Genomic DNA, 24,465 nt, shown 5'->3' on the forward strand with positions numbered 1-24,465 from the left:
CAAAAACCACCCCGTGCTCCTGCGAAGGCAGGAGCCCAGGGCAGACAAGCGCCTCGATTGGACTTGGCGCACCCCCCAGATAGATGCAGTCTCGGATGGAGTAGCCGCCGCGTCATCTGCGACCGAAAACGGCATCCGGACGATCGTTCTCTCCTATGGAGCTTTGCTGGCCTACGGCTCGCAGGAGGGGCCGGGGGCGGCATGGAAGTTAGTGACCGAGGCGTTGCTGCACCACCCCAACCCCTCATCTGAAGAGGAGGGGCTAAGATTGCTTCCTAAACCCAGCACGGTCTTCCGAACGGCGGCAAACTGCCTATGCTCTAAAAGCGGCCGGTCCGGGCACGACACCGTAGCCTCATTTCCTCCGTTCGTCCTGAGTAGCTGCTGAGCCTGTCGAAGCAGCGTATCGAAGGACCGGCCATGCGCTGACCCACCGGCAAACGGGGGCTTTCGAGCCCACTGCCGCCCCGGCTCGAATGTTGCCCTACTCGCTCAACCAATCGGCCTTAATCTCGCCCCTGTGACCCTCGGGTGCCAAGACGGCCCGCAGGGCTTCCAGCAGAGGCGGCAGCGCCTGCGTGAAGGCGTAGGGCGGGTTAACGATATAAAGGCCCGCGCCGTTGTAGATGCCCGGCTGGTCGGCATCGTATAGCCAGTGATCCACCTGCAAGAATTTCGGGATGCCGAGCTTGCGGAGTTGCCCGCTCCACCGCTGATGCGTGGCGCGGTCTTTGAGCGGATACCAGATCACCGTCACGCCATGCGCCCATTTGCGGTGAGCGGCGGCGAGAGTGGCGGTGATGCGGGCGCGTTCGTCCGTCTGCTCATAGGGCGGGTCGACCACCACCACGCCGCGCGCGGTGCGGGGCGGCACCATGGCCAGCCAAAGTTCGTAGGCATCGCGCTCGTGCACTGCGGCGGACGTGCCGCGCATTACACCGCGCAGGGCATAGGCGTCTTCGGGATGCTTTTCGTTGAGGATCAGTAAATCCTGCGGGCGCAGAAGCTGCGCCAGAATCTGCGGCGATCCGGGGTAGAGGCGCGGCTCGGCTCCCACGTTCACCGCCTGCACGGCGGCGCGATAGTCGCCAAGCAAGGGGTTCGGATCGGCAAAGGCGCGTAGCACGCCGTTCATGGCCTCGCCGGTGCGTTGGGCCTGCTCGCCGCCAAGGTCGTACAGCCCGCAGCCGGCATGGGTGTCGATCAGGGTCAGGGCGCCGGGCTTCTGCTGCAAGGCGCGCACAAGGGCGATCAGCAGGCTGTGCTTCACGACATCGGCGCTGTTGCCGGCATGGAAGGAATGGCGATAATTCATGGTGATTCAAATTCCTGACACGCGCGGCCGGGCGGGCGGGCGCGGCGACCGACAAGGCGCTCGTAGTGCGTGAGCGGAAGCCTTTAAAGCACTTGCGCGCAGCCTCAACCCCGTGGCGATGGCCCTCGGCGTGATTGCATCATGTGCTCAGAACAGACGCGCCGTTCGTGTCGAGCCCTTCGACTGCCCGCAGGCGAGCGCTTGGGATGAACTTCAGCCTTTGGTTGAAGTCGAGACACGCGAGGCCTGTGCCGACCGTGTCTCGACTTCGCTCGACACGAACGGAGCGGTGGGGAGCCGTAGGTGACGGGAAACGAGGGCAGTCCGGCTGCACTCATCGCAGTGTCTGCGTTGTGTCCGACGGAGCCGACCTAGCCCCCCGATTTACCGGTGGAGAGAAACCACCGCTCGGTACCCTCAAGTCCGGCCGCCGTCAGCACGCCGGACTTGTATGCCCCGGTATCGATTCCCATCCGGTTCTCGCGCTGCTCAACCGCCTCGGTGATCGAGTGGCCATGGACGATGAAATAATCGTGCGGTTCGTCGTAGAACAGGAATTCCTCGCGGATCCAGCGCAGGTCCTTTTCGTCCTGCTCGTCCAGCGGCACTTCGGGCCGGACGCCGGCGTGGACGAAGGCATAGTTGCCGATGATCGCCTTGTCCGTCAGCCCGGCGAGGAAGGCGCGATGCGTATCCGGCACCGCGCTCGTCAGCCAGTCGCGCAGTTCGCCAAGCGTCATCGTGTCGAGATCGGTCTCGCTCGTGCCATAGGAGAGCAATGTCTCGCGGCCGCCGATGCGGGTGAGGAAGCGCAGCGCGCTCTCATCGCCTTCCACGGCCATGGCGAACACTTCCTCGTGATTGCCGCGCAGGCAGAGGATGTTCGGCCACCAGTCGCGCAGTTGCAGCACATAGTCGATTACGCCCTTACTGTCCTGCCCGCGGTCGACATAATCGCCCAGGAACACCAGTTGCGTGCTGCCGGTCGGGCCGCGGCTATGGTCGTCCGCTGCGATCAGATCGATAAGTTCGAGCAGCAGATCCAGCCGGCCATGAATGTCGCCGATCGCATAGACGCGGCGGCCCTCGCCCAGGTCGGGGGCATGGGTCAGAGGTTCAGGCTTTGACTTTGATTTGAAGAGGCCAAACATGTGCCTCTCCATATAAAGCGAGCGGGCGCGATCCGGCCAGCGCAATCGTGCTTAGCAAAAGCTTTCCGGCGACATGCCAGCACGGTTAGAGCTTGGGCAGTGTCACGCCCCGCTGGCCCATATATTTGCCGGCGCGGTCGGCATAGCTCGTCTCGCACGGCTCATTGCCTTCCAGGAACAGGAACTGGCAGGCGCCTTCATTGGCGTAGATTTTGGCGGGTAGCGGCGTGGTGTTGGAGAATTCCAGCGTCACATGGCCTTCCCAGCCCGGCTCCAGAGGCGTCACGTTCACGATGATGCCGCAGCGCGCATAAGTGGATTTGCCGAGGCAGATCACCAGCACATCGCGCGGAATGCGAAAATATTCCACGGTCCGCGCCAGCGCGAAGCTGTTGGGCGGGATGATGCACACGTCCGTCTTGCGGTCGACGAAGCTGTTGGCGGCGAAGTCCTTGGGGTCCACCACGGCGCTATCGACATTGGTGAAGATCTTGAAATCCTCGGCCACCCGCGCGTCATAGCCATAAGAGGAGAGGCCATAGCTGATGCAGCCCTCGCGCCGCTGGCTTTCCACGAACGGCTCGATCATGCCGTTTTCCTGCGCCTGACGGCGAATCCATTTGTCGGAGAGTATGGCCATGGGGGCGTTGCTAATCGCTCGCCGCGCCGAATGCCAGAGGCGATGATATGGTGAGGATCAGCCCGGGCCGATGCCGAGATTGGCCGGGCCGAAGGCGTGCGGCAGCAGCGCGTCGAGCGTAAGGCGCAGCACGGCGCTGCCATCTGGCGTGGCGCACAGGATCGCGAGCGGGCGTCCGCTCATATCCTGCGCTTCCTTGATGATCTGCCGGCAGCGGCCACAGGGCGTGATGATGTCGCCATCTCCGCCCGCCATCGCACCGCCCGTCACCGCGATGGCCGCGATGTCCCGCAGCCGCCCCTGCGCATTGGCGGCAGCGATGGCCACGGTCTCGGCGCAGAGCGACAGGCCGTAGCTCGCATTCTCGAAATTGGCGCCGGTGAGGATCGTCCCGTCGGTCAATCGTAGCGCCGCGCCGACCGCAAAGCGGCTGTAGGGCGCATGGGCCTGCGCCATTGCACCGCGCGCGGCGTCGATCAGGGCGCGTTCGTCCGGGGTCGGCGTTGCCGGGTCTTGTCGGGTCGCTTCATCGCTCATTGCCGCACCGCATTCCATTCGATCGGCCCCTCGATGCCGTTGACCCGCTTCCAGGTGGAGGCAGTCCACATCGTCCAGGGACGTGTGGTGTAATCGGGCACGAAGAAGTCCCCGTCCACCCACAAGGTGCGGTTGATGCCACCGGCCACGTCATAGGCCGCCTCGAATTCGCGGCTGGTGCGGATCACGGCGGGCTTGGCGGCGTGGGTTTCGATCTGGTTGAGGAAGGTGTTCAGCTCGGCCAGCAGCGTATCGCGGTTGGGCCGCGCCGTGCAGGGCAGGTCGAAGCCCATTTCCACTACCGGCGGCAGCATCTGCGGGTCGCGCGGCACGGTGGCGATGAACCGCGTGGCCTGCGCCGAGGCGCTGCTGCACAGATCATAGCGATGGATCGCGCCGTGGCGCATGTCGTTGGCGACCGCGCCGGCGAGATAATCATTAAAGGCGCTGTCCCGCCCGCGCGCGCCATCGGTGGCGCGCAAATAGACGAAGTCGGCACCTGCCGCGCGGGCCATCCGCCAGTTGATCGTGCCGCTCTGCGCGCTCAGCGTGATGCCTTGCACGGGGAAATATTTGGCAGAGGGCGTCCAGCTGCGGGCGAGCATGAAGAGGCCCGCCACCAGTCCGCCGCCGATCACCAGCAGCAGCATGAAGAGGCGCAGCGGCGTCACCTTGATCCGCCGGCGCCGGGCGCCCGGAGCGCTGGTCATGCGCTTGGCCTTGGTAGTGCTCATGTCTTTTCGTCAGTCCTGTTATGCGCGGATATGCAGCACGCAGATCAGCGTGAACAGCCGCCGCGCGGTATCGAAATCCACGTCGATCTTCCCCTCCAGCCGCCCGCGCAGCAGTTCGGCGGCATCGTTGTGGACAGCGCGCCGGGCCATGTCGACCGTCTCGATCTGGCTGGGCGTCGCCTGGCGGATCGCCTGATAATAGCTCTCCGTAATCGCGAAATAGTCCCGGATCGCGCGCCGTAGGCTGGCGAGACCCAGGATGATCGCTTCCAGCGCGCTGTCGTCCGTGCGCCGCAGTTCGATCACCAGCCGCCCGTCCGCCACGCGCAGAAACACCCGGTAAGGGCCGGCATAGCCGTCCTCATGCTGGCGCACCGGCGCGAAATGATTGTCCTCCAGCAGGTCGAAGATCGCGATCCGTCGCTCCTGCTCCACATCCGCGCTGCGCCACAATATCGTCTTCTCGTCGAGCACGATGTCGATGATGCGGGGATCGGCCATGGTCCCTTGCTTCCCTAGGCGCGTGGGCCAGCGGCGGCAAGAGCGTGGGGCCAGGAGGGCGGGGGAGGCTCCGAGAACGCAGAGCCTCAGGCGGGCTTGGCGCCCTCGTGCCGGGGCATCGGCCAGATCAGGCCGATGAACGGCAGAACCAGCATCGTCAGACCGGAGAACAGCAGGGCGCTGGCAACGCCATGGGCCTGCGCCACATGGCCCCACAGCCAGCTCCCCAGCGCGATCCCGCCGAAGGTGAGGCTGCTCACCATGGCGGTAATGCGCCCGATAAGCGGGGCGGGCGACCACATCTGGCCGGCGACGGCAAAGCCGGAGAGCGCCTGCACCCAGCCGGCGCCGCCCAGCACAAGCAGTACGAGCGTGGGCACCAGCCCGATGCCGAGCGCGACGCACACGCACACCGCGCCATAAAGCAGGCCGGCGCCCCGGATGATCGCCTCGCTGGAGAAGCGCTGGCGGAACCATGTGCTGCTCGCCGCGCCGATCACGGCCCCAAGGCCGAGTGCGCCGAGCAGCAGGCCGAAGGTCATCGATCCCTGGCCGAGCATCTGCGTTGCAACGAGCGGCATCAGCGCCCAGGCGGCGCTGCCGGCGAGCGTGAAGCTGATCGCGCGGACCAGCACGGTGCGGATCGCCGGGGAGCCGAGCGCGAAGCGGAAGCCCTCGCCGATCACCGTCAGCAGGGGGCGCCTTGTGGCCGGTGCCGGCGGCGGGGTGCGCCAGCGCAGCAGGATGATGATGACCATCAGATAGGAGAGGGCATTGACGACGAAGGCGGCCTTCGCGCCGCCCAGCGCGACGATACCGCCGCCGATGGCCGGGCCGAGGCTGCGGGCGATGTTGAAGGCGAGGATGTTGAGCGCGACGCCCGCCGCCAGTTCGTTGCGCGGCACGATGCTGCCGATGGAGGAGGCCAGCGCCGGATTGAAGCAGGCCACGCCGCAGGCGAGCAGAGCGGTGAGGCCGATGAGCAGCCCCGGAGGTGTCGTCCCGACAAAGGCGAGCGCGGCCAGCAGGATCGAGAGCGAGACCATGCCCGTCTGCGCGCCGAGCATCACCAGCCGCTTGTCGAACATGTCCGCCCAGGCGCCGGCCGGCAGGGCCAGCAGCATGATCGGCAGATTGGTCGCGCTCTGGACGAGGGCTATGACGTCAGCCGGCTGGCCGGTGATGGTGAGTTGCCAGGCTGCGCCCACGGACTGGATGGCATTGCCGAAATGCGAGAACAGGCTGCCGAGCAGGATCAGCAGGAAGGTCCGGTGGCGCAACGGAGAAAAGGTGCCCCCGCTGCTCATGGCCGTTGGTCCCTCATCTGCTGCGCGCTCATCATGCCTGGCCCCTCCGTGCTGTCGCGATCATTGATCCGTCACACGGTTTCGCCCTAGGCGCGTCGTTCTCGCCCGGCAAGACTGATGCGGCGGCGCGTTGGTGATGGGCAAGCAGGCGGGTGACGGGCCGACCAAAAGCGGCTAACCGCGCCGACGATGACGGGCGTCCTGATCATAATCGCGGCCTTCGCCACCGCGTTTCTTTCCGGCATCTTCGGTATGGCGGGGGGATTGCTGCTGATGGGCATCCTCGCCTTCCTGCTGCCGGTGTCCGCGGCGTTCGTTACGCATGGCATCCTCCAGCTTGTCGCCAATGGCTGGCGCGCGGTGGTGCATCGCGAACATGTCGTCTGGCCGATCATGCGCACTTATGCGCTCGGCGTTTTTGCTGCGGGTGCGGTGGTCGCCATGGTCGGCTTCTCGCCCTCGCGCCCCTTGCTGTTCCTGCTGCTCGGGCTGGTGCCGCTGGTCGTCTGGCTGCCCCGCCGGTGGATCGCCCTCGATGCATCCCGGCCCTCCCATGCCTTCCTTGCTGGGTTCACTGTGTCTGGTCTCAACCTGACGGCGGGCGTTGCCGGCCCGATGATGGACGTGTTCTTCGTCCGCACCCCGCTCACTCGCCACCAGATCGTTTCGACCAAGGCGGCGGGACAGGTTTTCAGTCATATCGCGAAGATCGGCGTGTTCGGAACGCCGATGCTGCTTGCGGGGCGGAGCGCCATGCCGCCCTGGTGGGTGTTCGCCATCGCGGTGCCGCTGTCCATGGTCGGCACGATGCTGGGCGGGCGACTGCTGGACCGGATCAGTGACGGCCACTTCCGGCGCTATACGGCGTGGATCGTCACCGCGATTGGCATGCTCTACATCGGGAAGGCTCTGATGGAATGGCTCTGACTGAACCCGCCACCTTAGGCGAGGCCTGCGTTGCAGTGCTGCAATGCAGCAATCCGCGCGAGAAGGTGATGGCGGCGCGCAAGGCTGCGCGGGACTGGCGCCTCGGGCGCCTGGCGCACCGGTTCGATACACCGCCGCCAGACCGCCCCGGTCGGCCCGAGCGTCCCGAGCTTCTGCCGCCCAACCGCATGCCAAAGCGCGGCAAGGGTGGCTCGGAGCGCGCCCGCATCGCCATGATTCACGCGCTGGCGCATATCGAATTCGTCGCCATCGACCTGGCCTTCGATCTCGTCGCACGCTTTGGCGCGGACTTCCCGCCCGACTTTGCCGACGACTGGCTGCGTGTCGGTGCCGACGAGGCGATGCATTTCGCCTTGCTTGCGCGCCGGCTGGAGGAACTGGGCAGCGCCTATGGCGATCTGCCCGCCCATGACGGCCTGTGGGAGGCCGCGATCGAAACCGCGCATGACGTCGCGGCCCGCCTCGCCATCGTGCCGATGGTGCTGGAAGCGCGGGCGCTGGACATCACGCCGGAAACCATCGTGCGTTTCAGGCATTTCAACGATGAGCGGACCGCGCGGATGCTGACCCGAATCGTTGACGACGAAGTTCGTCATGTCGGCGCAGGGACGAAGTGGTTTTTGTGGTCGATGAATCGATCCGGCGCAAACCCGCAGGAAAGCTACCAAATGTTGGTTCGGCGCCACTTTCGCGGTGCCGTTAAGCCGCCGTTCAACGACTCAGCGCGGAGTCAGGCCGGTTTGACGCGCGATTTCTACCTGCCTCTTGCGCCTTAACCCGTTCTTCGCTCGAAAAGCCCCAGCCGGTTCACATGAGCCGGAAACACAAAAACATTGAGGGGTCGGTCACGGCCCATCACGGGGTCCAAATGATCGATTCGAGCGCTATGACCTTCGCCAAAGAGGGTGTCCTCAAAGCTGCCGCGAAGGTTCTGGCGATTGCCGGTCTGATGGTTGCCTCTCCTGCTCTGGCCGATGCCGGCCACGACGCCCAGTTCGCCTCGCTCTTCTCGGCGATGGTCCAGATGGAGCAGTCCACCGAGCAGAGCACGGACAGCAAGGCCTCCATCCCGTCGCGCCAGCCGGTAGACGATGTGCGTCTCACCTCTTCTTTTGGCACCCGCAGCGATCCGTTCAACGGCCGCGCTCGCATGCATCAGGGCATCGACATTCCCGGCCCGATCGGCACGCCGATCTATGCGACGGCCGATGGCGTCGTGCGCCGCTCGCAATGGGTGAACGGCTATGGCAATCTCGTCGAGATCAACCATGGCAACGGCCTCGAGACCCGCTACGGCCACATGTCCAAGCTGATCGCCCAGCCCAATGAGCGCGTCCGTCGCGGCCAGCTCATCGGCCTGATGGGCTCCACCGGTCGCTCGACTGGCAGCCACCTTCATTATGAAGTCCGCATCGCCGGCAGCGCCGTGAACCCGATGCCCTATCTGGAAGGCACCAATTACGAGCTGGCTCTGGCCGAGGCCAAGGAGCACAGCGATCGTCAGGTCGCCATGGGTGGCCCGGAAGCCAACCGCCCCACCGACAACCGCGATCGTTGATCGCCGCTCGCCCGCTCGGGTGAGCAGGCTGTCCTGACTTTCTTTCTCCATCGTCAAGCGCGGCGCGGCTCCCTTGCGGGCAGCCGCTTGCTGTTGCGGCGTGTGCGCCCTATCTAGCAGCCATGGATATCAGCCTCTCTCCCACCGCCGCCGCGCGGGTCGCCTGGATCGCCCAGCGCCAGAGCAAGCCGGCCATTCTCCGCCTCGCGGTGGAAGGCGGGGGATGCTCCGGCTTCCAGTATCGCTTCGGCTTGGCCGATGCGCCCGAGGCGGACGATGTGATGGTCGAGACGGACGGCGTGAAGTTGGTCGTCGATTCCATGAGCCTCGATCTGGTGCGCGGCTGCGTGGTTGATTTTGTGGACAATCTCGGTGGTGCGGCTTTCAAGGTTGAAAATCCCAATGCCACCGCCGGCTGCGGCTGCGGAACCAGCTTCTCGGTCTGACTTTCTGAGCGTTTGCGCCGGGACGCGCTTGTCGAAGCGCCCCGCTTCTCCCTAAGACGGACCCTCACTGGCAGGTGCCGGCAAAAGGGCTTTAGTTCATGCGGATCGCGACCTTCAATATCAACGGCATCAAGGCGCGGCTGCCGCGCCTGGTCGAGTGGCTTACGGAAACCCAGCCGGACGTCGCCTGCCTGCAGGAAATCAAGACGCAGGATGAAGGGTTCCCGATCAAGGATATCGAAGATGCCGGCTATGGCGCCATCTGGCACGGCCAGAAGGGCTTTAACGGCGTCGCGATTTTGGCGAAGGGCGCCACCCCGCAGGAAGTGACGCGCGGGCTCGAGGGAGAGCCGGAAGACGAGCACAGCCGCTACATCGAGGCGGATGTGAACGGCGTGCGCATCGCTTCCATCTATCTGCCCAATGGCAATCCCGTTCCCGGTCCCAAGTTCGAGTATAAGCTGCGCTGGATGGCCCGGCTGCGCACCCGCGCGGCGCAGATCTGGGCGGAGGAAGTGCCCGCCGTGCTCGCCGGCGATTATAATGTCATCCCGTTCGATCGCGACGTCTGGTCGCCGCCCGCCATGGCCAGCGACGCACTGATGCAGCCGGAGAGCCGCGCCGCCTACAAGACCCTGCTCAACGACGGCTGGACCGATGCGCTGGCCGCCCGCCATCCGCTCGGCGGCGTGTGGACCTTCTGGGATTATCAAGCTGGGGCCTGGCAGCGCGATGCAGGCTTCCGCATCGACCATCTGCTGCTCTCGCCCACTGCTGCCGACCGGCTGGTCGATGCGCAGGTGGACAAGGCTTATCGCGGGCGGGAGAAAGCCAGCGATCACGCCCCGGTCTGGGTCCGCCTGAAGGACTGACGGCGCCCTTTCCAACCAGATGCCCAATTCAGGAGCCAGGAGTCGACCCGCGATGAAGGCCTTTGCTTATGACGCCGCCCACCCGCTGACGGACTTTGCGCTCACCCTGCGCGATCTGCCCGATCCGGTGCCCGGACCGCAGGATCTGCTGGTCCGGATTGAGGCCTTCGCGCTCAATCCAGTCGATACCAAGATCCGCCAGCGCCGCGGCGGCACGGCGAATGCGTCGGTCGTGCTCGGTTGGGATGCTGCTGGCATCGTCGAGGCCGTGGGTGCGCAGGTGCAGGGCTTTGCGGTTGGTGATGCGGTCTATTATGCCGGCGATCTCAACCGGCCGGGCAGCTATGCCCGCCTGCAAGCGGTCGATCATCGCCTTGTCGCGCACAAGCCCGCGAGCCTCGATTTCGCCGATGCCGCCGCCCTGCCGCTGACCGCGCTCACCGCCTATGAGGCGATGCTGGAGCGCGGCATCGTCTATGATGCGGACAGCCGCGTGCTGATCATCGGCGGGGCAGGGGGTGTCGGTTCGATGGCGATCCAGCTGCTCAAGGCGCTGACCCCGGCCACCGTCATCGCCACCGCGTCCCGGCAGGAGACGGTCGCCTTCGCGCAGCTTATGGGCGCCGATCATGTCATCGGCCGTGACGTGCAGCCCGAACTGGCGGCGCTGGGCCTGCATGATCTCCATGCCATCTTCAGCACCACGCATACCGATGCCTATCTGCCGGTCATTCCCGCGCTGCTACGCCCCTTTGGCCATCTCATGGTCATCGACGATCCCGCCGCGCTGGACATCCTGCCGTTCAAACAGAAGGCGCTCTCGGTCCACTGGGAGTTCATGTTCGCCAAGTCGAGCAACGGCTTTCGCATGGCCGAACAGCAGGCGGTTCTGCGGCAGGTGGCGGCGCTGGTCGATGCGGGCACGCTGGTTTCCACCCGCACCCGAACACTCACCGCCAGTGTCGACACGCTGCGTGATGCGCACGCCGCGCTGGAGGCCGGTGCGCTGATCGGCAAGACCGTCATGCGCTGGGATTGAGCCATTTTACGTCGGTTTGATGCCTCTTTTCGTCGCCCGGTCTGTTATAGAGGGTGAGCTTGAACAGGGAGCATGGATCGATGGATGACAGGTCGAAGCCTTGGCTGACCGGTGAAGCCCCCGCACGGGGCGGCAAGCGTCATGCTCCCGCCACGGTGCGCAACCGCGATGCCATCGCTCAATTGCTCGCGCAGACCCTGCCGGCCACCGGGCTCGTGCTGGAGATCGCCAGCGGCTCCGGCGAACATGCCGTGCATTTCGCGCGCTGCTTCCCTGCCTTGCGCTGGCTGCCGAGCGACCCTGACCCGGTCGCGCGCGCCTCGATCACCGCCTGGGCGGATGAGGTGGCGCTGCCCAATCTCGCTCCGCCGCTGCAGATCGACGCTGCCGATCCCGAGGCGTGGCCGATCGGCGAGGCGGACGCGATCCTGTGCATCAACATGGTGCATATCTCGCCCTGGGCTGCGACGCTCGGCCTGCTCCACGGCGCGGCGATGCTGTTGCCGGAAGGCGCGCCGCTCTTTCTTTACGGCCCCTATTTCCGCCGCGAGGCGGAGACGGCCCCAAGCAATCTCGCTTTCGATGAGTCGCTGCGCGCGCGCGACCCCGCCTGGGGCCTGCGCTGGGTGCACGATGTCGAGGCGGCAGCAGCGTCCGAGGGCTTCGAGCTGAAGCGCGTCGTCGAGATGCCGGCCAATAATCTCAGCCTGATCTTCCGGCGCGGTCCTCATCCGGGCTGACGGTGAGCGCGCGGCGGCGCACATGCTCGCGCCAGGCGATGTAGAGGCCGCTCGCCGCGATCAGGCCCGCCCCGACCCACGTTGAAGGCTCCGGCCAGTAGGACCAGAGCAGCCAGCCGGCCAGCGTGGCCCAGATCATCTGGCTGTAATCCATGGGGATGACGATGGAGACCGGCCCGTAGCGCAGGGCCGAGGTCATGAACAATTGCGCCGCCCCGCCGGTCAGCCCAAGGCCGACGAACAGCAGCCATGCGACGGGATCATGGCTTTGCCCGTACCAGATCAGCATCAGCCCGAGGGGCGGCAGCGAGAGCAGGGTGAACCAGAAGACGATGATCGGCGCCGACTCGCGCTTGCCGAGATCGCGCAATACGATGGCAACGAGCGCCGTCACCATTGCCCCGCCGAGCGCCACGAACACCCCGGCGGAGGCGAAATTGGCGGAGTCCGGATGGGTCATGATGACCACGCCGACAAAACCAAGCAGCACGGCGCTCCAGCGGTGGACGCCGGTCTGTTCGCGCAGCAGCAGCGCGGAGAGGATGGTGGCGAAGATCGGCATGGTAAAGCCGATGGAGGTCGCCTCCGCCAGCGGCAGCAATGCGACCGCGCCGAAGTTGAGCAACATGCCGATCATGCCGAGGCTGGTGCGGGTGATGTGGGTGCGCATCGGCGCCTTGGGCAGCAGGGCCGTGCCCATCAGTGCGACCGCCCAGATCGCCGCGACGGGGAAGGCAAAGAGCTGCCGGTAGAACACCACTTCGGCCAGATTGGCGCCGCGCTCGATCAGCAGCTTGCCGATGGCGTAGGTCGCGCCGATCATCATCATCGCCAGCAGCCGCAGCATGATCGCGAACAGGGGCCGGTCGCGGCGTGCGGGCGCGGAGGGGGCCGCGGCAGCGGCGGCGCTGCTCATGCCAGCGTGCGCCGCCGCGCGCGAGCGCCGCTCAGACTGTCCCACACGAACAGCGCGAGGGCGACCCAGATCAGTAGGAAGCTGCCCCAGCGCCCGGCGGACATCGGTTCGCCGAACAGGAACACCCCGCACAGGAACTGCAGCGAGGGGGCGATATACTGCATCAGCCCAAGGGTCACGAGCGGCAGGGCGCGCGCGGAAATAGCGAACAGGATCAGCGGCACGGAGGTGAGCGCCCCGGTGCCGATCAGGCCGATCGTCACCCAGCGATCGTCGCCGAACGCCAGCGTGCCCTGCGCCGCATAAAAGCTGACCAGTGCGAGGGCCGGGGCGCACAGCACCAGCGTCTCCACCGCCAAACCCGAGGTCGAGGGCACCGGCGTCAGCTTGCGGACCAAGCCATAAAAGGCAAAGCTGATCGCCAGCGCGAGGCTGATCCAGAGCGTCTGCCACTCGCCGATGGCGAGCAATGCCACGCCCACCGCCGCGATGCCGATGGCGACAGCCTGCCGGCGGCGCAGCACTTCCTTGAGCACCAGCGTGCCGAGCAGCACATTAACCAGCGGGTTGAGAAAATAGCCCAGGCTCGCCGCCACGACATGGTCGGTATCCACCGCCCAGATATAGACGAGCCAGTTGATGCCGATCAGCACCGCGCTCAGCGCCAGCGCTGCAAGAATGCGCGGCTGTCTGAAGATCGCGACGAAGGCGCGATATTGCCGCATCGCCGCCAGCACGATGGCGAGGAAGGCGACGGACCAGATCACCCGATGCGCCACGATCTCGAAGGGAGAGACATGGCCGAGCAGCTTGAAATAAAGTGGCATCAGGCCCCAGATCGCATAGGCGCCAACACCGGCAAGCAGGCCAGCGCGTCGTTGCGCCGCCTGTTCGGCGCCTGCGATGTCGGTGGATTGGCTGCTCATATTGCCGCTTTCGTTCAGAAAATTCCGCCGCCCGCCCACAGGCGCAACATGCCGAAGGCGGCGACGGCGAGGCAGAAATTGCGCGCGCCAGTGCCCGCCGCGAACTGGCCGATCAGCGCCCCGAACAGGGCCATCGGCACAATCACCCAATTGGCCCAGCCAAGGCCGGGGATGATCGCGGGAATGGCAAGACTCAGCGCGACCGCGCCGATCAGAATGGAGAGCAGCGAAAGCATTCCCATCCCATGGGCCTGACCGGGGATATTGGCAAGTGCAGGGGGCGCCAGAGACTTGAGGTGTTTGCAGCCTCAGGCGCAGATAGGTCAATTTGGAATGATCAATCTAAAAAAATATTCCAAATAGGTTTTAGATCGGCGGTTAGTCCGTGCCCTGAATCAGCGGCTTCACCCAATCCAGCGCCGTCTCCGCGAAGAAATGGCGACCCGGCACCACCCAGCTCGTATCGTCCAGCGTGCCCGGTTTGAGCGTCTGCATGCCTTCATGTCGATGACGGCGATGGACCAGCCGCGATCCGCAGTCGGCGCAGAATAGGCAGTCGAGCCGATGGCCGGAGTCGGTGTTGCGCGTCCAGATCGCCGGCGTCCCCTGCGTGAACGCCAGGCTCTCGATAGCTACCCCCATAGAGAGCCCAAAGGCGCTGCCGCTCTGCTTGCGGCACAGGCTGCAATGGCAGGCCCAGATGCCCAGCGGCGGCGCGCTCAGTTCATAGCGCACCGCGCCGCATTGGCACCCGCCGCTTTGCGGAAAGCGCGCGTCGAAAAAGCGCGTTGTGTCTGCCTGGCCCATGGCTCTGCTCCTCTCGTCTTGCCGTGCGCGTCAGCCGCCGTTCAGCCGCCCCGGTTCAGGCGTCGGAACGAAGACCTTGAGTGTCAGGCGCGGTTCTGGACTTTTTTGCCGATCCTGACTTAGGGCGCAGATGATTAGAATGGCAATGATTCGGACGGAGGGATTTTCTGTGACACGCGCAAACGCCGCCAAAATGTGGAGCATTTCAGGGATCGCGGTGCTGCTCGCCGCGGCGCCGTTCACGCTGCTTCCGGCGCAGGCAGCCGATGCGCCCGCCGGCGATCCTGCCCATGGCAAGCAAGTGTTCGAGAGCACCGTGTGCGGCGCCTGTCACACGCTGGCCGCAGCCGATGCCAGCGGCCCCATCGGCCCCTCGCTGGATGGCAATGCCAATCTCACCCATGCGCTGATCGTCGAGCGCGTCACGAAAGGCGCCGGCGCCATGCCGGGCTATGAGGGCCAGCTGAGCGAGAAGGACATCAACGACGTCGCCACTTATGTGATGAGCGTGGCGGCAAAACCGCAATAAGCTGCGGGATCGGCGCGCCGCAGTCCGCCGGTCGCCGCGTCACGCGGCGCAGAATATCGGTCGGAGCCAAGGCTGTATGCCCTCGGCTCCGTCCTGCTGGTCAAGGGGGGAGGGAACACTCCCCGGTACTGAACGACCAGCGGAGTATTCATGCGTCATTTCCTGCTTGCTTCCACCTGCGCCTTCGCTCTTGCCAGTGCGGCGTCAGCGGAAACCTCGATCACGACCAAGCGGACCACCGCAATCGCGACGGCCACCGCCAACAATGGCGCGGCCGACGATATCAAGATCGGCTCGGCCGGGTCGATCGAACTGACCGGTGCGGGCAGCGTTGCGGTCACGGTCAACAGTGCCAACAAGATCACCAATGAAGGCACGATCCAGATCAGCAATGCGGACAATGCCGCGGGCATCGTCGCAAATGCCGGCACGTCGGGCGGCATTGTCCACAGCGGCAAGATCATCATTGATGAGAGCTACACGCCCACCGACGGCGACAATGATGGCGATCTCGACGGGCCGTTCGCGGTCGGCACCGGGCGCTACGGCATCCGCACGCTGGGCGCCTATTCCGGCGCCATCACCGTGGCGCGCGGTGCCACGATTCAGGTCGAGGGCAATGATTCCTTCGGTATCCGGCTGGGCGGTCCGCTCACCGGCGCCTTCTCGCACGATGGCACGACCAGCGTGCTGGGCGATCGTGCGATCGGCGTGCAGGCCGGAGACATCAGCGGCAATGTCCGCCTTGCCGGCACGGTCGGCGCGCAGGGCGTCAATGCGGTCGGCGCGGCGTTCCTCGGCAATGTCGGCGGCACGCTGACCATTCAGGGTGCGATTAGCGCCACCGGCTATCGCTACACCACGCCGCCGTCCGACCCCTCCAAGCTGGATGCTGACGATCTGCTGCAGGGCGGCTCGGCCGTGATCGTGGAAGGCGATGTCGCTGGCGGCATCATCCTTGCCGTACCGCCCAAGGACGCCAGCACCACCGATGATGACGAAGACAAGGACGGCATCAAGGACAGCGAGGAAGGCTCGGCCGTCGTGCGCTCTTATGGCGCGGCACCGGCGATGCGGATCGGCGCGGCCGGGCGCGATATCGCCATCGGTGCGGTGCCGGCGACGGGCAGCGGCTATGGCCTGATCATCGACGGCACGGTGTCCGGCAGCGGCCTCTACACCGGCGTGCAGGGCAATGGCCTGCTCGTCGGCGGGCAGGGCGGCGCCGTGACCATCGCCGGGGGCATCGGCATCAGTGGCAGCGTCGAGGCCTCCGCCCGCGATGCCTCGGCAACGGCCCTGCGCCTCGGCGCCGGGGCGTCGACGCCGCTGCTGCACGTTACCGGCAAGGTCGAGGCGACCGGCACCAGCAAGGATGGCGCGACGGCGACCGCCGTACGCGTCGATGCCGGCGCCAGCCTGCCGACCTTGCGCAATGCCGGCACGATCAAGGCGACGACCGGCGAGGCCGGCAGCGCGGTCGCCATCGTCGACGCCTCGGGCGGCCTGACGCTGATCGAGAATAGCGGCGCCATCTCGGCGACCGGCGCCAAGGCGGATTCGGGGCGCAACATCGCTATCGATCTCACCGCCAACAGCAGCGGCGTGACCGTCAAACAGACCGAGGTCGCCGCCAGCGCCACCGCGCCCAGCATTGTGGGCGATGTCCGGTTCGGCAGCGGCAATGACGTGTTCGACATTGCGGACGGCACGGTCACCGGCAACACCAGCTTCGGCGCCGGAGCCGACACGCTCCAACTACGCGGCGATGCGGTCTATACCGGCAATGTCGCCTTCGGCACCGGCACGAGCACGATGAGCCTTGCCGGCACGTCGCGCTTCAAGGGCACGACCGATTTCGGAGGCACCGCGAGCACGCTCTCGATTGGCGGCACCGCCGTCTATTCCGGCACCTTTGCCAATGCCCGCCAGCTGGCGCTCAGCCTTGCGGGCGGCGCGCTCGATCTCACGGGCCCGGCGCAGATCGGCAGCCTGGCCGTGACCGATAAGGGCGCGCTCGGCATCACGCTGGGGGCGGCCGGCAACAGCACGGCCTATCTCTCGGTCGCCGGCACCGCGAGCTTCGCGGCGGATTCGCGACTGGTGCTGCGGGTCAGCGATATTGAGAATGCGGTGGGCAATCATCTGGTGCTGACCGCCGGCACGCTCACCGGCGCCGGCAACCTCAATGCCGAAACCGCGCTGGTGCCCTATCTCTACAAGGCGACGCTCAGCAGCAGCGCCAACACGCTCAGCGTGACCCTCGGCCGCAAGACCACTGGGGACCTAGGCCTCAACCGCTCGGAGGCTGCGGCCTTCGATGCGATCTATGCCGCCCTCTCCAAGGACGAACGGGTGGAAACCGCCTTCCTCGGCATCACCGATGGCGAGGACTTCCGCACCAGCCTGCGCCAGCTCCTGCCGGATCATGCCGGCGGGACCTTCCAGGTCGTCACCCAAGGATCGCGCACCTTCGGGCGGATGCTGGATGACCCCACCGGCCCGTTCAAGGATGAAGGCAAATGGGGCTACTGGATCAACCAGCTCGTTTGGGGTGTCGAAAAGGGGCGCGGTGACACGGCGGCCTATGAGACCTCCGGCTGGGGCTTTGGCGGCGGCGCCGAAATCAAGACCGGCCTTGGCAGCTTCGGCACGTCGGTGGCCTATCTGTGGGGCCGCAATCGCGATGGCGACACGGCCAATCAGGTGACCGCCAACCAGATCGAGGTCGCCGGCTACTGGCGCCTGAAGACCGGGCGCTTGCGGGCGACGGCGCGCGGGTCGGTCGGCTTTGTCGATCTGGAAGGCAAGCGTAGCTTCGACGGGCTGAAGGATGGCACTGCCACCACACTGACCGCCAATAGCGATCGCAATGCCCGGCTCTATTCGGCCATGGGCACGCTCTCCTACGACTGGGTGTCGCAGGGCGGCATCTCCTTCCGCCCGGTCGTGGCGCTCGATTATTTCCGCCTGAAGGAGAATGGCTACACCGAGACGGGCGGCGGCGATGCCATGAACCTCATCGTCCGCTCGCGGACCAGCGACGAGCTGGCGGTCACCGGGACGGCGGTGCTGGGCATCGACATGGGCGGCCAGGATGAGTGGTCCGGCTGGTCCCGGCTGGAGGTCGAGGCCGGTCGCCGCGAGATCGTGAGCGGCAATCTCGGCACCACGGTGGCACAGTTCAAGGGTGGCGAGGCGTTCACGCTGCTGCCCGATGATCGGGAAAGCGGTTGGGTCGGGCGCCTGCGCGGCGTCGCCGGCAACAGCGGCTTCCAGATCGGCGGTGAACTCGGCGCGGAGCAGTATCAGGGCAATTGGGCTCTGTCGCTGCGCGCCAGTCTTCGCATCGGCCTCTAAGCGGTTCTTGAGGCCGATGTGCGGGCAAGAGGGAGCGTGGAACCGTGCCCACCACCCCCACTCCCTCTTGCCCAACCCGGAGTTGAATGGAGATGACCGTCCTTGCGATCGACCGCTGCACGCATGCTGGCTCACAATCCCCTTGCGCCGTTCGCTCACGGGGCGTGGAGCCTGTGTGGAGTAGGCCGCGCCGGCCCTTGCGTGGCGGTGTCAGCGGGCTATACCGCGCAGGAGCTTCAGGTGCGCCCCGGGACGCAGGGTGCCGGGCGATGAAGGCACGGGGAAGCCACAACGGACGGACCATGAGAGGTGAAACGGGAACTGATACCGGTCCTGTCGAAGGGCAGGGGCTGGCCAGTGCGCTGATGGCGCATCGCGTTCAGCTCATCCGCTTTCTGGTCGCCCATGGCGCCGGGGATGCCGCCGAGGATCTGTTTCAGGAATTGTGGATGCGCGTCACCCAGCGCCCTACTGGCCCGGTCGGCAATCCGCTGGGCTATCTGTATCGCGCCGCCAACAACCTCATGGTCGATCGCTATCGTGCCGAGCGGCAGGCCCGGGCCCGAGATCAGGCCTGGACGGAGGCGCGCGGCACGGGGGAGGTCGTACCCGAGCCGACTGCGGAAGCGCAGCTGATTGCGCGCGAGGATTTGCGGCGGTTCGACCGCGCGCTGGACGCGCTGGGCACGCGCGCTTCGCAGGTTTTCCGCCGCTATCGCCTCGATGGTGTGCCCCAACGTCAGATTGCCGCCGAGCTGGGGGTAAGCCTCAGCACGGTCGAGAGCGATCTGCGCCGTGCTTATGCTGCCCTGCTGGCCGCAAGGAGACAGTCCGATGACGCATGATCGGCAGGCGGGGATGAACCCGGCGGACGCTGCGGCCATCGACTGGCTGATGCGCCAGCGCGATCCGGCCTTCAACGCTTGGGAAGCCTTCACCGACTGGCTGGAGAGCGATCCGGCCCATGCGACCGCCTATCACCAGCTCGCCGCGCTGGATGCCGATCTTGATACCTTGCCCGCCCGCCCGGAGGATATCTGGCCGGAGGGCGCCGCCGTGGCGCGGGACGGGGGCCGGGCCGCGCCCGCCACACCGTCCATGCCGCGTCGCTTCAGCCGTCGGCTGTGGGTCGGGGGCGCGCTGGCGGCTTCCATCGCCGGCATGGTCGGCATTGGCCTGTTTCAGGCGTCGTCGGATAGCTACCGGGTGAAGACCCCACTGGGCCGCTCGCAAGTGGTCACCCTTGTCGATGGCAGCGAGATTGCGGTGAACGGCGGCTCCTCGGTCAAGCTCAGCCGCAGCGATCCGCGCCGGATCGAGCTGGAGGAAGGGCAGGTGCTCGTCTCCGTCGTCCACAAGGATGTTGCGCCATTCCGTGTGTCGGTCGGCGGCGCCGAGCTGGTCGATGTCGGCACGGTGTTTGATGTCGCGCGCAATGACGGGCGGATCAGCGTGGCCGTGTCGGAAGGCGCGGTGGTCTACAATCCGCGCGGCGCGGCGATCCGCGTCGATGCCGGCTATCGCTTCACCGTGCGGGATGATGGCAGCGCGACGGACCTGAGCGCGGTCAGTCCCGCAGCGGTAGGCGGCTGGCGCGCCGGCCAGCTCGTCTATGATGGTGTGCATCTGGATGATGTCGCGGCGGAAGTCGCGCGCACCACCGGCATTGCCCTGCGCACCACGCCAGCCGCGGCAGGCATCCGCTTCCGCGGGGCCCTGCGCACCGATCTGCCCGAGGAACGGCTGGTGAACGATCTCGCGGCCCTTTCCGGCACCTCTGCGACAAAGGAAAGCGGAGGGTGGACGCTCTCAAGATAGCTCGTGCCCAGCTGGCGCTGTTCGCCACGGCGGCGCTGCTGGGCGTCGCCGGGCCGGCCGCCGCGCAGGCGCCGCAGACCCGGCCCATCGACGTGCCTGCAGGGCGCTTGTCCGATCGGGTGCCGCAACTCGCGCGGCAGGCGGGCATCAGCATCAGTGTGACCAGCGACGCGCTCTGGCGCACAAAGGTCAAGCCCGTGCGCGGCACCATGACGCCGGCCGAGGCCATTGCGCGGATGCTGGCCGGCACGCGCAGCCGGGCCGTGCAGTTGAGCGCCACGAGCTGGCGGATCGATGCGGTGAGCGCGCCCGCTGCCGTAGCGCAGGCGCAAAGGCCCAGGCGTCCGGTCGCTCCGCCACCCCCTCCGGCCCCGCCGGCCGAAGTGGAATCCTTCGTCGTCACCGCCAGCAAGCTCGATCAGCGCTATGAGGATTATCCGGGCGCGGTGCATCTGCTCGATGGCAGTGACCTGCGGTTTGGCGGTGAGCGCGGCACGGACTCCATCGCCTCGCGCCTCGCCAGCGTTGCCTCGACGCATCTGGGCTCCGGGCGCAACAAGCTGTTCATCCGGGGCATCGCCGATTCCAGCTTCACCGGGCCAACGCAGGCGACGGTAGGGCAGTATCTGGGCGACCTGCGCCTCACCTATAATGCGCCGGATCCGGATCTGCGCCTGCAGGACATCAAGCAGGTCGAGGTGCTGGAGGGCTCGCAGGGCACGCTCTATGGTGCGGGGTCCCTCGGCGGCATCATCCGGCTGGTGCCCAATGATCCTGATCCGCGCGGGTTCACGGTTGAGACCAGCGCTGGGCTCAGCTTCACCCAGCATGGCGAGCCGGGCGCCGATGTCGCCGCGACCGTCAACATGCCCATCGGCACGCGCGGCCATGCCCTGCGCCTGACCGGCTATGGCATCACCGACGGCGGCTATATCGACAATCCGGTGCGCGGCGTGAACGATGTCAACCGCACGCGCATTGCTGGCGGGCGCGCCGTGCTGCGGCTGGACCTGGGCGATGCATGGACGGTGGATGTCGGCGGCATCTATCAGTCGACGCTCATCGACGATTCCCAATATGCCGACCGCGATGCCCCGCCGCTCACCCGCAACAGCTTTGTGGTCGAGGATGCCAATGCCGATTATGGCATGGCGACGCTGGTGGTCCGCAAGGATTTCGGCGCGCTGCGCTTCCAATCCTCCAATGCCTATGTCAACCACGGTCTGGACGAGCGCTTCGATGCGACGCGGACCGACACGCTCCCACGCGTGTTCGAGCAGCGCAACCGCACGCGGATGCTGACCAGCGAGACCCGGCTATGGCGCCCGGTCGAAAATGGCTTTGGCTGGGTGCTGGGCATCAGCGCCATCGACAATGAGGCCGAGCAGCGCCGCGCCTTGGGGCTCACCACGCTGCGGGCCGCTGCCACCGGCGTGCGCAATCGCGTCACGGAGCTGACCGGCTATGGCAAGCTCAGCGTCGAGGTGTCGCGCGGCATTTTGCTGAGCGGCGGCGGGCGGATCACGCACAGCCGGCTGAGCGGCAGCGCGGAGGATGTGCAGCCGCTGTTCGCCCTGCAGGGCGGCGATATTGTTGCGGGCCGGACCGAAACCAAGCTGCTGCCCTCCGGCGAGGTGCTGGCGCATCTGGTGCCGGGGCTCACCGTCTATGCCCGCTATGAGGAGGGCTTCCGGCCCGGCGGCCTGGCCATCGAATCCCAGTTCGTCCGCCAGTTCCGAAACGATCACATCCAGAGCCTGGAAGGCGGGGTGCGGATGGGTAGCGCTTATTATGGCTTCGCCGCCAGCCTTTCGGCAGCTTACGCCTATTGGCGCGACATCCAGGCCGATTTCATCGACGGCAATGGGCTGCCAACCACGGCCAATATCGGCAATGGCCGCATCACCTCCATAGCCGGCAGCCTCTCGCTCTTCCCGCTCGAGGGGCTGCAGATCGATTTCAATGCCGTCTACAATCACAGCCGCGTCATCGCGCTGACGCCTGAGGCGTTCCGGCTCGCCGCGCTGCGGGCCACCGATTTGCCCGTGACCAACGCCCTGGCCCAGCTTCCCGCTCTGGGCTCTCTGGGCCAGCTCAGCGCGGATGCCTCGCCTGGCAGCATTCCCAATGTCGCCGAATATGCCGCGCAGGCGCGCATCGATTATCGCGTGCCCCTGGGCGCGGCGGATCTGCGGCTCGCCGGCTGGCTCAAATATATCGGTCCCTCGCGCCTTGGCATCGGGCCGGTGCTGGGCGACGAGCAGGGCGATTATGTCGATACCGGCGTCACCGCCCGCTACGGCGATGCGCGACGAGGGGTGACGCTGTCGCTCACCAACCTCTTCGACACAACCGGCAACCGCTTCGCGCTCGGCACGCCCTTTGGCACCGGCACCGGCGGCTACACCACCCCCCAGCGCCCGCGCACCGTGCGCATTGCGGTGGATTATCGCTATTAGGTCTCACGCGTGCTCCTGCGGAAGCAGGAGCCCAGGGCCCAACCGACCACCTTATCTGCCCTTAGGCTCCTGCTTTCGCAGGAGCAACGTGTCGACGATAAGCCACCCGCCTTGCCCCGCTCGCACCGTCGGGTTAGCACAAGCCAAGCGATCACAATCACATAGCGAGGGCTCGTGGCACAGGCGGGGACGGACAGCGCACCAAAGGGCATCCTCGGCTGGATCGAGCGGACGGGCAACAAGCTGCCCGATCCGGTGTTCATCTTCTTCTACCTGATCCTCGCGCTTGTGCTGATCTCGCTCGTCGCCGCGCTGGCCGGCCTGTCGGCCGTGCACCCGACGCAGGTCGATGCGCAAACCGGCGCGCCGGTGACGATCACCGCCCAGAGCCTGCTCGGCGCGGAGAATATCCGCCGCCTGTGGGTCGAGATGCCCGCCACCTTCACCCATTTCCATCCGCTCGGCTATGTGCTGGTGGTGATGCTCGGCGCGGGCGTGGCCGAGCGCTCCGGCCTGTTCGGCACTGCCATGCGCGCCAGCGTCGCCAATGCACCGGCCGCGCTGCTCACGCCGATGGTCGCCTTCGTGGCGATGATGGGCAATCTCGCGGCGGATGCGGCCTATGTCGTGCTCGTGCCGCTAGCCGGCATCATCTATGCGGCGGCGGGTCGCCATCCCGTCGCCGGGATCGCAGCCGCCTTTGCCGGCGTGTCCGGCGGCTTCTCGGCCAATCTCCTGCCCGGCCAGCTCGACGCGCTACTCTTCGGCATCACCCAGCAGGCCGCGCAGTTGCTGGATGCCGACTGGCAGATGAACATTGCCGGCAACTGGTTCTTCATGGCCGCTTTGCTCATCCTCTACATCCCGGCCATCTGGTACGTGACCGACCGGATCATCGAGCCACGCCTTGGCGGCTACGTGCCGCAAGGTGAGGCGGCGATGATCGCGGGAACGCCGGATGCCACCGCCGAACAGCGCCTCACCACCGCCCAGCGCAAGGGCCTGCGCCACGGCGGCCTGGCGATGCTGGCGGTGGTCGCGCTCTGGGCGATCATGGCGCTGATGCCGGGCGCGCCACTGGTCGACGCAAATGCAGCGGTGCCGGAGGCGCGGCTGACGCCTTTCTACCAGTCGCTGGTCGGCGGCTTCTTCCTGCTCTTCCTGGCCGGCGGCTGGGCCTATGGCAAGGCGGCGGGCACCATCGCCGATCATCACGACGTGGTGAAGATGATGAGCGGGGCGATGGGCGACCTTGCTTATTATCTCGTCCTCGCCTTCGCCGCAGCGCATTTCGTGGCGATGTTCGGCTGGTCCAATCTCGGCCTGATCTTCGCAATCCACGGCGCGGGCGGTCTGCAGGCCGTCGCCTTGCCGACGCCGGTGCTGCTGCTTCTGATCGTGCTGTTCACCACCGTGCTCAATCTGTTCGTCGGCTCGGCCAGCGCCAAATGGGCGCTGCTTGCCCCGGTCTTGGTACCGATGCTGATGCTGCTCGGGATCAGCGCGGAGACGACGACGGCCGCCTATCGCGTCGGCGATGGGGCGACCAACATCATCTCGCCGCTGATGGTCTATTTCCCGCTAATCCTCATTTATTGCCAGCGCTGGGTGCCGAGCTTCGGCCTTGGCAGCCTTGCGGCGGTCATGCTGCCTTATTCCCTCTGGCTGCTGCTCTTTGGCGGGGCACTGCTCGCCGGCTGGACGCTCCTTGACCTGCCGCTCGGGCCGAACGCGCCCGTGCATCTGCCTGCGGTGCTGACCGGCAGCTGATTGCTGCCCGGGCTTTCCCCGCGCCCTCCTGCCGGGCTTGAAATCGGTCCGGCGAGCAACCTTATTGGATGCACGCCGCGCATCTCGCCCGG

Annotated in this window: 24 protein-coding genes; 13 read left to right on the forward strand and 11 right to left on the reverse strand. The window is 66.4% G+C overall.

The genetic code is table 11. From position 1 onward, the window contains the following. Positions 1–484 precede the first annotated feature (484 nt). The 7 genes from M2334_RS03700 to M2334_RS03730 form a co-directional block, all read right to left on the reverse strand. Complete coding sequence (locus tag M2334_RS03700; RefSeq protein WP_264604804.1) at positions 485–1,315, reverse strand: 23S rRNA (adenine(2030)-N(6))-methyltransferase RlmJ; 831 nt, start codon at positions 1,313–1,315, stop codon at positions 485–487. A gap of 371 nt (positions 1,316–1,686) precedes the next feature. Next, positions 1,687–2,466 carry a metallophosphoesterase family protein gene (locus M2334_RS03705; RefSeq protein ID WP_264592488.1) on the reverse strand — a complete coding sequence of 260 codons (780 nt, stop codon included), beginning with the start codon at positions 2,464–2,466 and terminating at the stop codon, positions 1,687–1,689. A gap of 85 nt (positions 2,467–2,551) precedes the next feature. Continuing rightward, positions 2,552–3,106 (reverse strand): dCTP deaminase, encoded by a 555-nt coding sequence (dcd, locus tag M2334_RS03710; RefSeq protein WP_181560566.1) that lies wholly within the window; start codon positions 3,104–3,106, stop codon positions 2,552–2,554. 57 nt (positions 3,107–3,163) lie between these two features. Next, the gene (locus M2334_RS03715) at positions 3,164–3,643 is read right to left on the reverse strand and encodes a cytidine deaminase (RefSeq protein ID WP_264604805.1); all 480 of its coding nucleotides are present in this window, start codon (positions 3,641–3,643) and stop codon (positions 3,164–3,166) included. Continuing rightward, positions 3,640–4,377 carry a glycoside hydrolase family 25 protein gene (locus M2334_RS03720; RefSeq protein ID WP_264604806.1) on the reverse strand — a complete coding sequence of 246 codons (738 nt, stop codon included), beginning with the start codon at positions 4,375–4,377 and terminating at the stop codon, positions 3,640–3,642. The genes M2334_RS03715 and M2334_RS03720 overlap by 4 nt, the downstream gene beginning before the upstream one ends. An 18-nt stretch (positions 4,378–4,395) precedes the next feature. Continuing rightward, positions 4,396–4,878: a UPF0262 family protein gene (locus M2334_RS03725; RefSeq protein WP_181560564.1), complete on the reverse strand. Its 483-nt coding sequence runs from the start codon at positions 4,876–4,878 to the stop codon at positions 4,396–4,398. A gap of 86 nt (positions 4,879–4,964) precedes the next feature. After that, a complete protein-coding gene (locus tag M2334_RS03730) occupies positions 4,965–6,185 on the reverse strand; it encodes an MFS transporter (RefSeq protein WP_264593901.1) in 1,221 nt (406 codons plus the stop codon). Positions 6,186–6,374: 189 nt separating this feature from the next. On the opposite strand from M2334_RS03730, the gene M2334_RS03735 reads away from it, so the two are divergent. The 7 genes from M2334_RS03735 (at position 6,375) to M2334_RS03765 (ending at position 11,788) form a co-directional block, all read left to right on the forward strand. Then, the gene (locus tag M2334_RS03735; RefSeq protein ID WP_264571240.1) at positions 6,375–7,112 is read left to right on the forward strand and encodes a sulfite exporter TauE/SafE family protein; all 738 of its coding nucleotides are present in this window, start codon (positions 6,375–6,377) and stop codon (positions 7,110–7,112) included. Beyond that, positions 7,103–7,909, forward strand: a complete 807-nt coding sequence (locus M2334_RS03740; RefSeq protein ID WP_264604807.1) for a ferritin-like domain-containing protein — start codon at positions 7,103–7,105, stop codon at positions 7,907–7,909. Before M2334_RS03735 ends, M2334_RS03740 begins: the two co-directional genes overlap by 10 nt. Before the next feature lie 92 nt (positions 7,910–8,001). Further along, complete coding sequence (locus M2334_RS03745) at positions 8,002–8,691, forward strand: M23 family metallopeptidase (RefSeq protein ID WP_181560560.1); 690 nt, start codon at positions 8,002–8,004, stop codon at positions 8,689–8,691. A gap of 122 nt (positions 8,692–8,813) precedes the next feature. Further along, positions 8,814–9,137, forward strand: coding sequence for an iron-sulfur cluster insertion protein ErpA (gene erpA, locus M2334_RS03750; protein ID WP_264587808.1), 324 nt, complete (start codon positions 8,814–8,816; stop codon positions 9,135–9,137). Positions 9,138–9,235: 98 nt separating this feature from the next. Continuing rightward, a complete protein-coding gene (xth, locus tag M2334_RS03755; protein WP_181560558.1) occupies positions 9,236–10,009 on the forward strand; it encodes an exodeoxyribonuclease III in 774 nt (257 codons plus the stop codon). A gap of 52 nt (positions 10,010–10,061) precedes the next feature. After that, entirely contained in the window at positions 10,062–11,048 is a 987-nt protein-coding gene (locus M2334_RS03760) for a zinc-binding alcohol dehydrogenase family protein (protein ID WP_181560557.1), read from the forward strand. Between the two features lie 80 nt (positions 11,049–11,128). Next, positions 11,129–11,788: a class I SAM-dependent methyltransferase gene (locus tag M2334_RS03765; RefSeq protein WP_264577419.1), complete on the forward strand. Its 660-nt coding sequence runs from the start codon at positions 11,129–11,131 to the stop codon at positions 11,786–11,788. Here M2334_RS03765 and M2334_RS03770 read toward each other — a convergent pair. From M2334_RS03770 to M2334_RS03785, 4 genes are all read right to left on the reverse strand, one after another. Next, positions 11,751–12,704 carry a DMT family transporter gene (locus M2334_RS03770; protein ID WP_264585701.1) on the reverse strand — a complete coding sequence of 318 codons (954 nt, stop codon included), beginning with the start codon at positions 12,702–12,704 and terminating at the stop codon, positions 11,751–11,753. The genes M2334_RS03765 and M2334_RS03770 overlap by 38 nt on opposite strands. Beyond that, positions 12,701–13,630: an EamA family transporter RarD gene (gene rarD, locus M2334_RS03775; RefSeq protein ID WP_264604808.1), complete on the reverse strand. Its 930-nt coding sequence runs from the start codon at positions 13,628–13,630 to the stop codon at positions 12,701–12,703. The genes M2334_RS03770 and rarD overlap by 4 nt, the downstream gene beginning before the upstream one ends. Before the next feature lie 14 nt (positions 13,631–13,644). Beyond that, a complete protein-coding gene (locus tag M2334_RS03780; protein ID WP_264604809.1) occupies positions 13,645–13,866 on the reverse strand; it encodes a hypothetical protein in 222 nt (73 codons plus the stop codon). Between the two features lie 142 nt (positions 13,867–14,008). Continuing rightward, positions 14,009–14,437, reverse strand: a complete 429-nt coding sequence (locus tag M2334_RS03785) for a GFA family protein (RefSeq protein WP_264604810.1) — start codon at positions 14,435–14,437, stop codon at positions 14,009–14,011. A 169-nt stretch (positions 14,438–14,606) separates the two neighbouring features. Between M2334_RS03785 and M2334_RS03790 the strand changes: the two genes are divergently transcribed. From M2334_RS03790 to M2334_RS03815, 6 genes are all read left to right on the forward strand, one after another. Next, positions 14,607–14,966 carry a c-type cytochrome gene (locus tag M2334_RS03790; protein WP_264604811.1) on the forward strand — a complete coding sequence of 120 codons (360 nt, stop codon included), beginning with the start codon at positions 14,607–14,609 and terminating at the stop codon, positions 14,964–14,966. A 150-nt stretch (positions 14,967–15,116) separates the two neighbouring features. Continuing rightward, entirely contained in the window at positions 15,117–18,326 is a 3,210-nt protein-coding gene (locus M2334_RS03795; RefSeq protein WP_264604812.1) for an autotransporter domain-containing protein, read from the forward strand. Positions 18,327–18,628: 302 nt separating this feature from the next. After that, the gene (locus M2334_RS03800) at positions 18,629–19,171 is read left to right on the forward strand and encodes a sigma-70 family RNA polymerase sigma factor (RefSeq protein ID WP_264587800.1); all 543 of its coding nucleotides are present in this window, start codon (positions 18,629–18,631) and stop codon (positions 19,169–19,171) included. Continuing rightward, complete coding sequence (locus M2334_RS03805) at positions 19,161–20,144, forward strand: FecR family protein (protein WP_264604813.1); 984 nt, start codon at positions 19,161–19,163, stop codon at positions 20,142–20,144. The genes M2334_RS03800 and M2334_RS03805 overlap by 11 nt, the downstream gene beginning before the upstream one ends. Next, positions 20,126–22,603 (forward strand): TonB-dependent receptor, encoded by a 2,478-nt coding sequence (locus tag M2334_RS03810; RefSeq protein ID WP_264604814.1) that lies wholly within the window; start codon positions 20,126–20,128, stop codon positions 22,601–22,603. The genes M2334_RS03805 and M2334_RS03810 overlap by 19 nt, the downstream gene beginning before the upstream one ends. A gap of 174 nt (positions 22,604–22,777) precedes the next feature. Next, on the forward strand, positions 22,778–24,373 hold the full coding sequence (locus tag M2334_RS03815; protein WP_264604815.1) for an AbgT family transporter: 1,596 nt from the start codon (positions 22,778–22,780) through the stop codon (positions 24,371–24,373). The last annotated feature ends 92 nt before the right edge of the window (positions 24,374–24,465 follow it).

It is taken from the genome of Sphingobium sp. B11D3D, from assembly GCF_025961755.1.
Lineage (GTDB): Bacteria > Pseudomonadota > Alphaproteobacteria > Sphingomonadales > Sphingomonadaceae > Sphingobium.

Excerpts from the sequence above, each read along its gene's own strand:
- M2334_RS03700 (WP_264604804.1), bottom strand. The coding sequence starts at position 1,315 with ATGAATTATCGCCATTCCTTCCATGCCGGCAACAGCGCCGATGTCGTG.
- M2334_RS03705 (WP_264592488.1), bottom strand. The coding sequence starts at position 2,466 with ATGTTTGGCCTCTTCAAATCAAAGTCAAAGCCTGAACCTCTGACCCAT.
- dcd (WP_181560566.1), bottom strand. The coding sequence starts at position 3,106 with ATGGCCATACTCTCCGACAAATGGATTCGCCGTCAGGCGCAGGAAAAC.
- M2334_RS03715 (WP_264604805.1), bottom strand. The coding sequence starts at position 3,643 with ATGAGCGATGAAGCGACCCGACAAGACCCGGCAACGCCGACCCCGGAC.
- M2334_RS03720 (WP_264604806.1), bottom strand. The coding sequence starts at position 4,377 with ATGAGCACTACCAAGGCCAAGCGCATGACCAGCGCTCCGGGCGCCCGG.
- M2334_RS03725 (WP_181560564.1), bottom strand. The coding sequence starts at position 4,878 with ATGGCCGATCCCCGCATCATCGACATCGTGCTCGACGAGAAGACGATA.
- M2334_RS03730 (WP_264593901.1), bottom strand. The coding sequence starts at position 6,185 with ATGAGCAGCGGGGGCACCTTTTCTCCGTTGCGCCACCGGACCTTCCTG.
- M2334_RS03735 (WP_264571240.1), top strand. The coding sequence starts at position 6,375 with ATGACGGGCGTCCTGATCATAATCGCGGCCTTCGCCACCGCGTTTCTT.
- M2334_RS03740 (WP_264604807.1), top strand. The coding sequence starts at position 7,103 with ATGGCTCTGACTGAACCCGCCACCTTAGGCGAGGCCTGCGTTGCAGTG.
- M2334_RS03745 (WP_181560560.1), top strand. The coding sequence starts at position 8,002 with ATGATCGATTCGAGCGCTATGACCTTCGCCAAAGAGGGTGTCCTCAAA.
- erpA (WP_264587808.1), top strand. The coding sequence starts at position 8,814 with ATGGATATCAGCCTCTCTCCCACCGCCGCCGCGCGGGTCGCCTGGATC.
- xth (WP_181560558.1), top strand. The coding sequence starts at position 9,236 with ATGCGGATCGCGACCTTCAATATCAACGGCATCAAGGCGCGGCTGCCG.
- M2334_RS03760 (WP_181560557.1), top strand. The coding sequence starts at position 10,062 with ATGAAGGCCTTTGCTTATGACGCCGCCCACCCGCTGACGGACTTTGCG.
- M2334_RS03765 (WP_264577419.1), top strand. The coding sequence starts at position 11,129 with ATGGATGACAGGTCGAAGCCTTGGCTGACCGGTGAAGCCCCCGCACGG.
- M2334_RS03770 (WP_264585701.1), bottom strand. The coding sequence starts at position 12,704 with ATGAGCAGCGCCGCCGCTGCCGCGGCCCCCTCCGCGCCCGCACGCCGC.
- rarD (WP_264604808.1), bottom strand. The coding sequence starts at position 13,630 with ATGAGCAGCCAATCCACCGACATCGCAGGCGCCGAACAGGCGGCGCAA.
- M2334_RS03780 (WP_264604809.1), bottom strand. The coding sequence starts at position 13,866 with ATGCTTTCGCTGCTCTCCATTCTGATCGGCGCGGTCGCGCTGAGTCTT.
- M2334_RS03785 (WP_264604810.1), bottom strand. The coding sequence starts at position 14,437 with ATGGGCCAGGCAGACACAACGCGCTTTTTCGACGCGCGCTTTCCGCAA.
- M2334_RS03795 (WP_264604812.1), top strand. The coding sequence starts at position 15,117 with ATGCGTCATTTCCTGCTTGCTTCCACCTGCGCCTTCGCTCTTGCCAGT.
- M2334_RS03800 (WP_264587800.1), top strand. The coding sequence starts at position 18,629 with ATGAGAGGTGAAACGGGAACTGATACCGGTCCTGTCGAAGGGCAGGGG.
- M2334_RS03805 (WP_264604813.1), top strand. The coding sequence starts at position 19,161 with ATGACGCATGATCGGCAGGCGGGGATGAACCCGGCGGACGCTGCGGCC.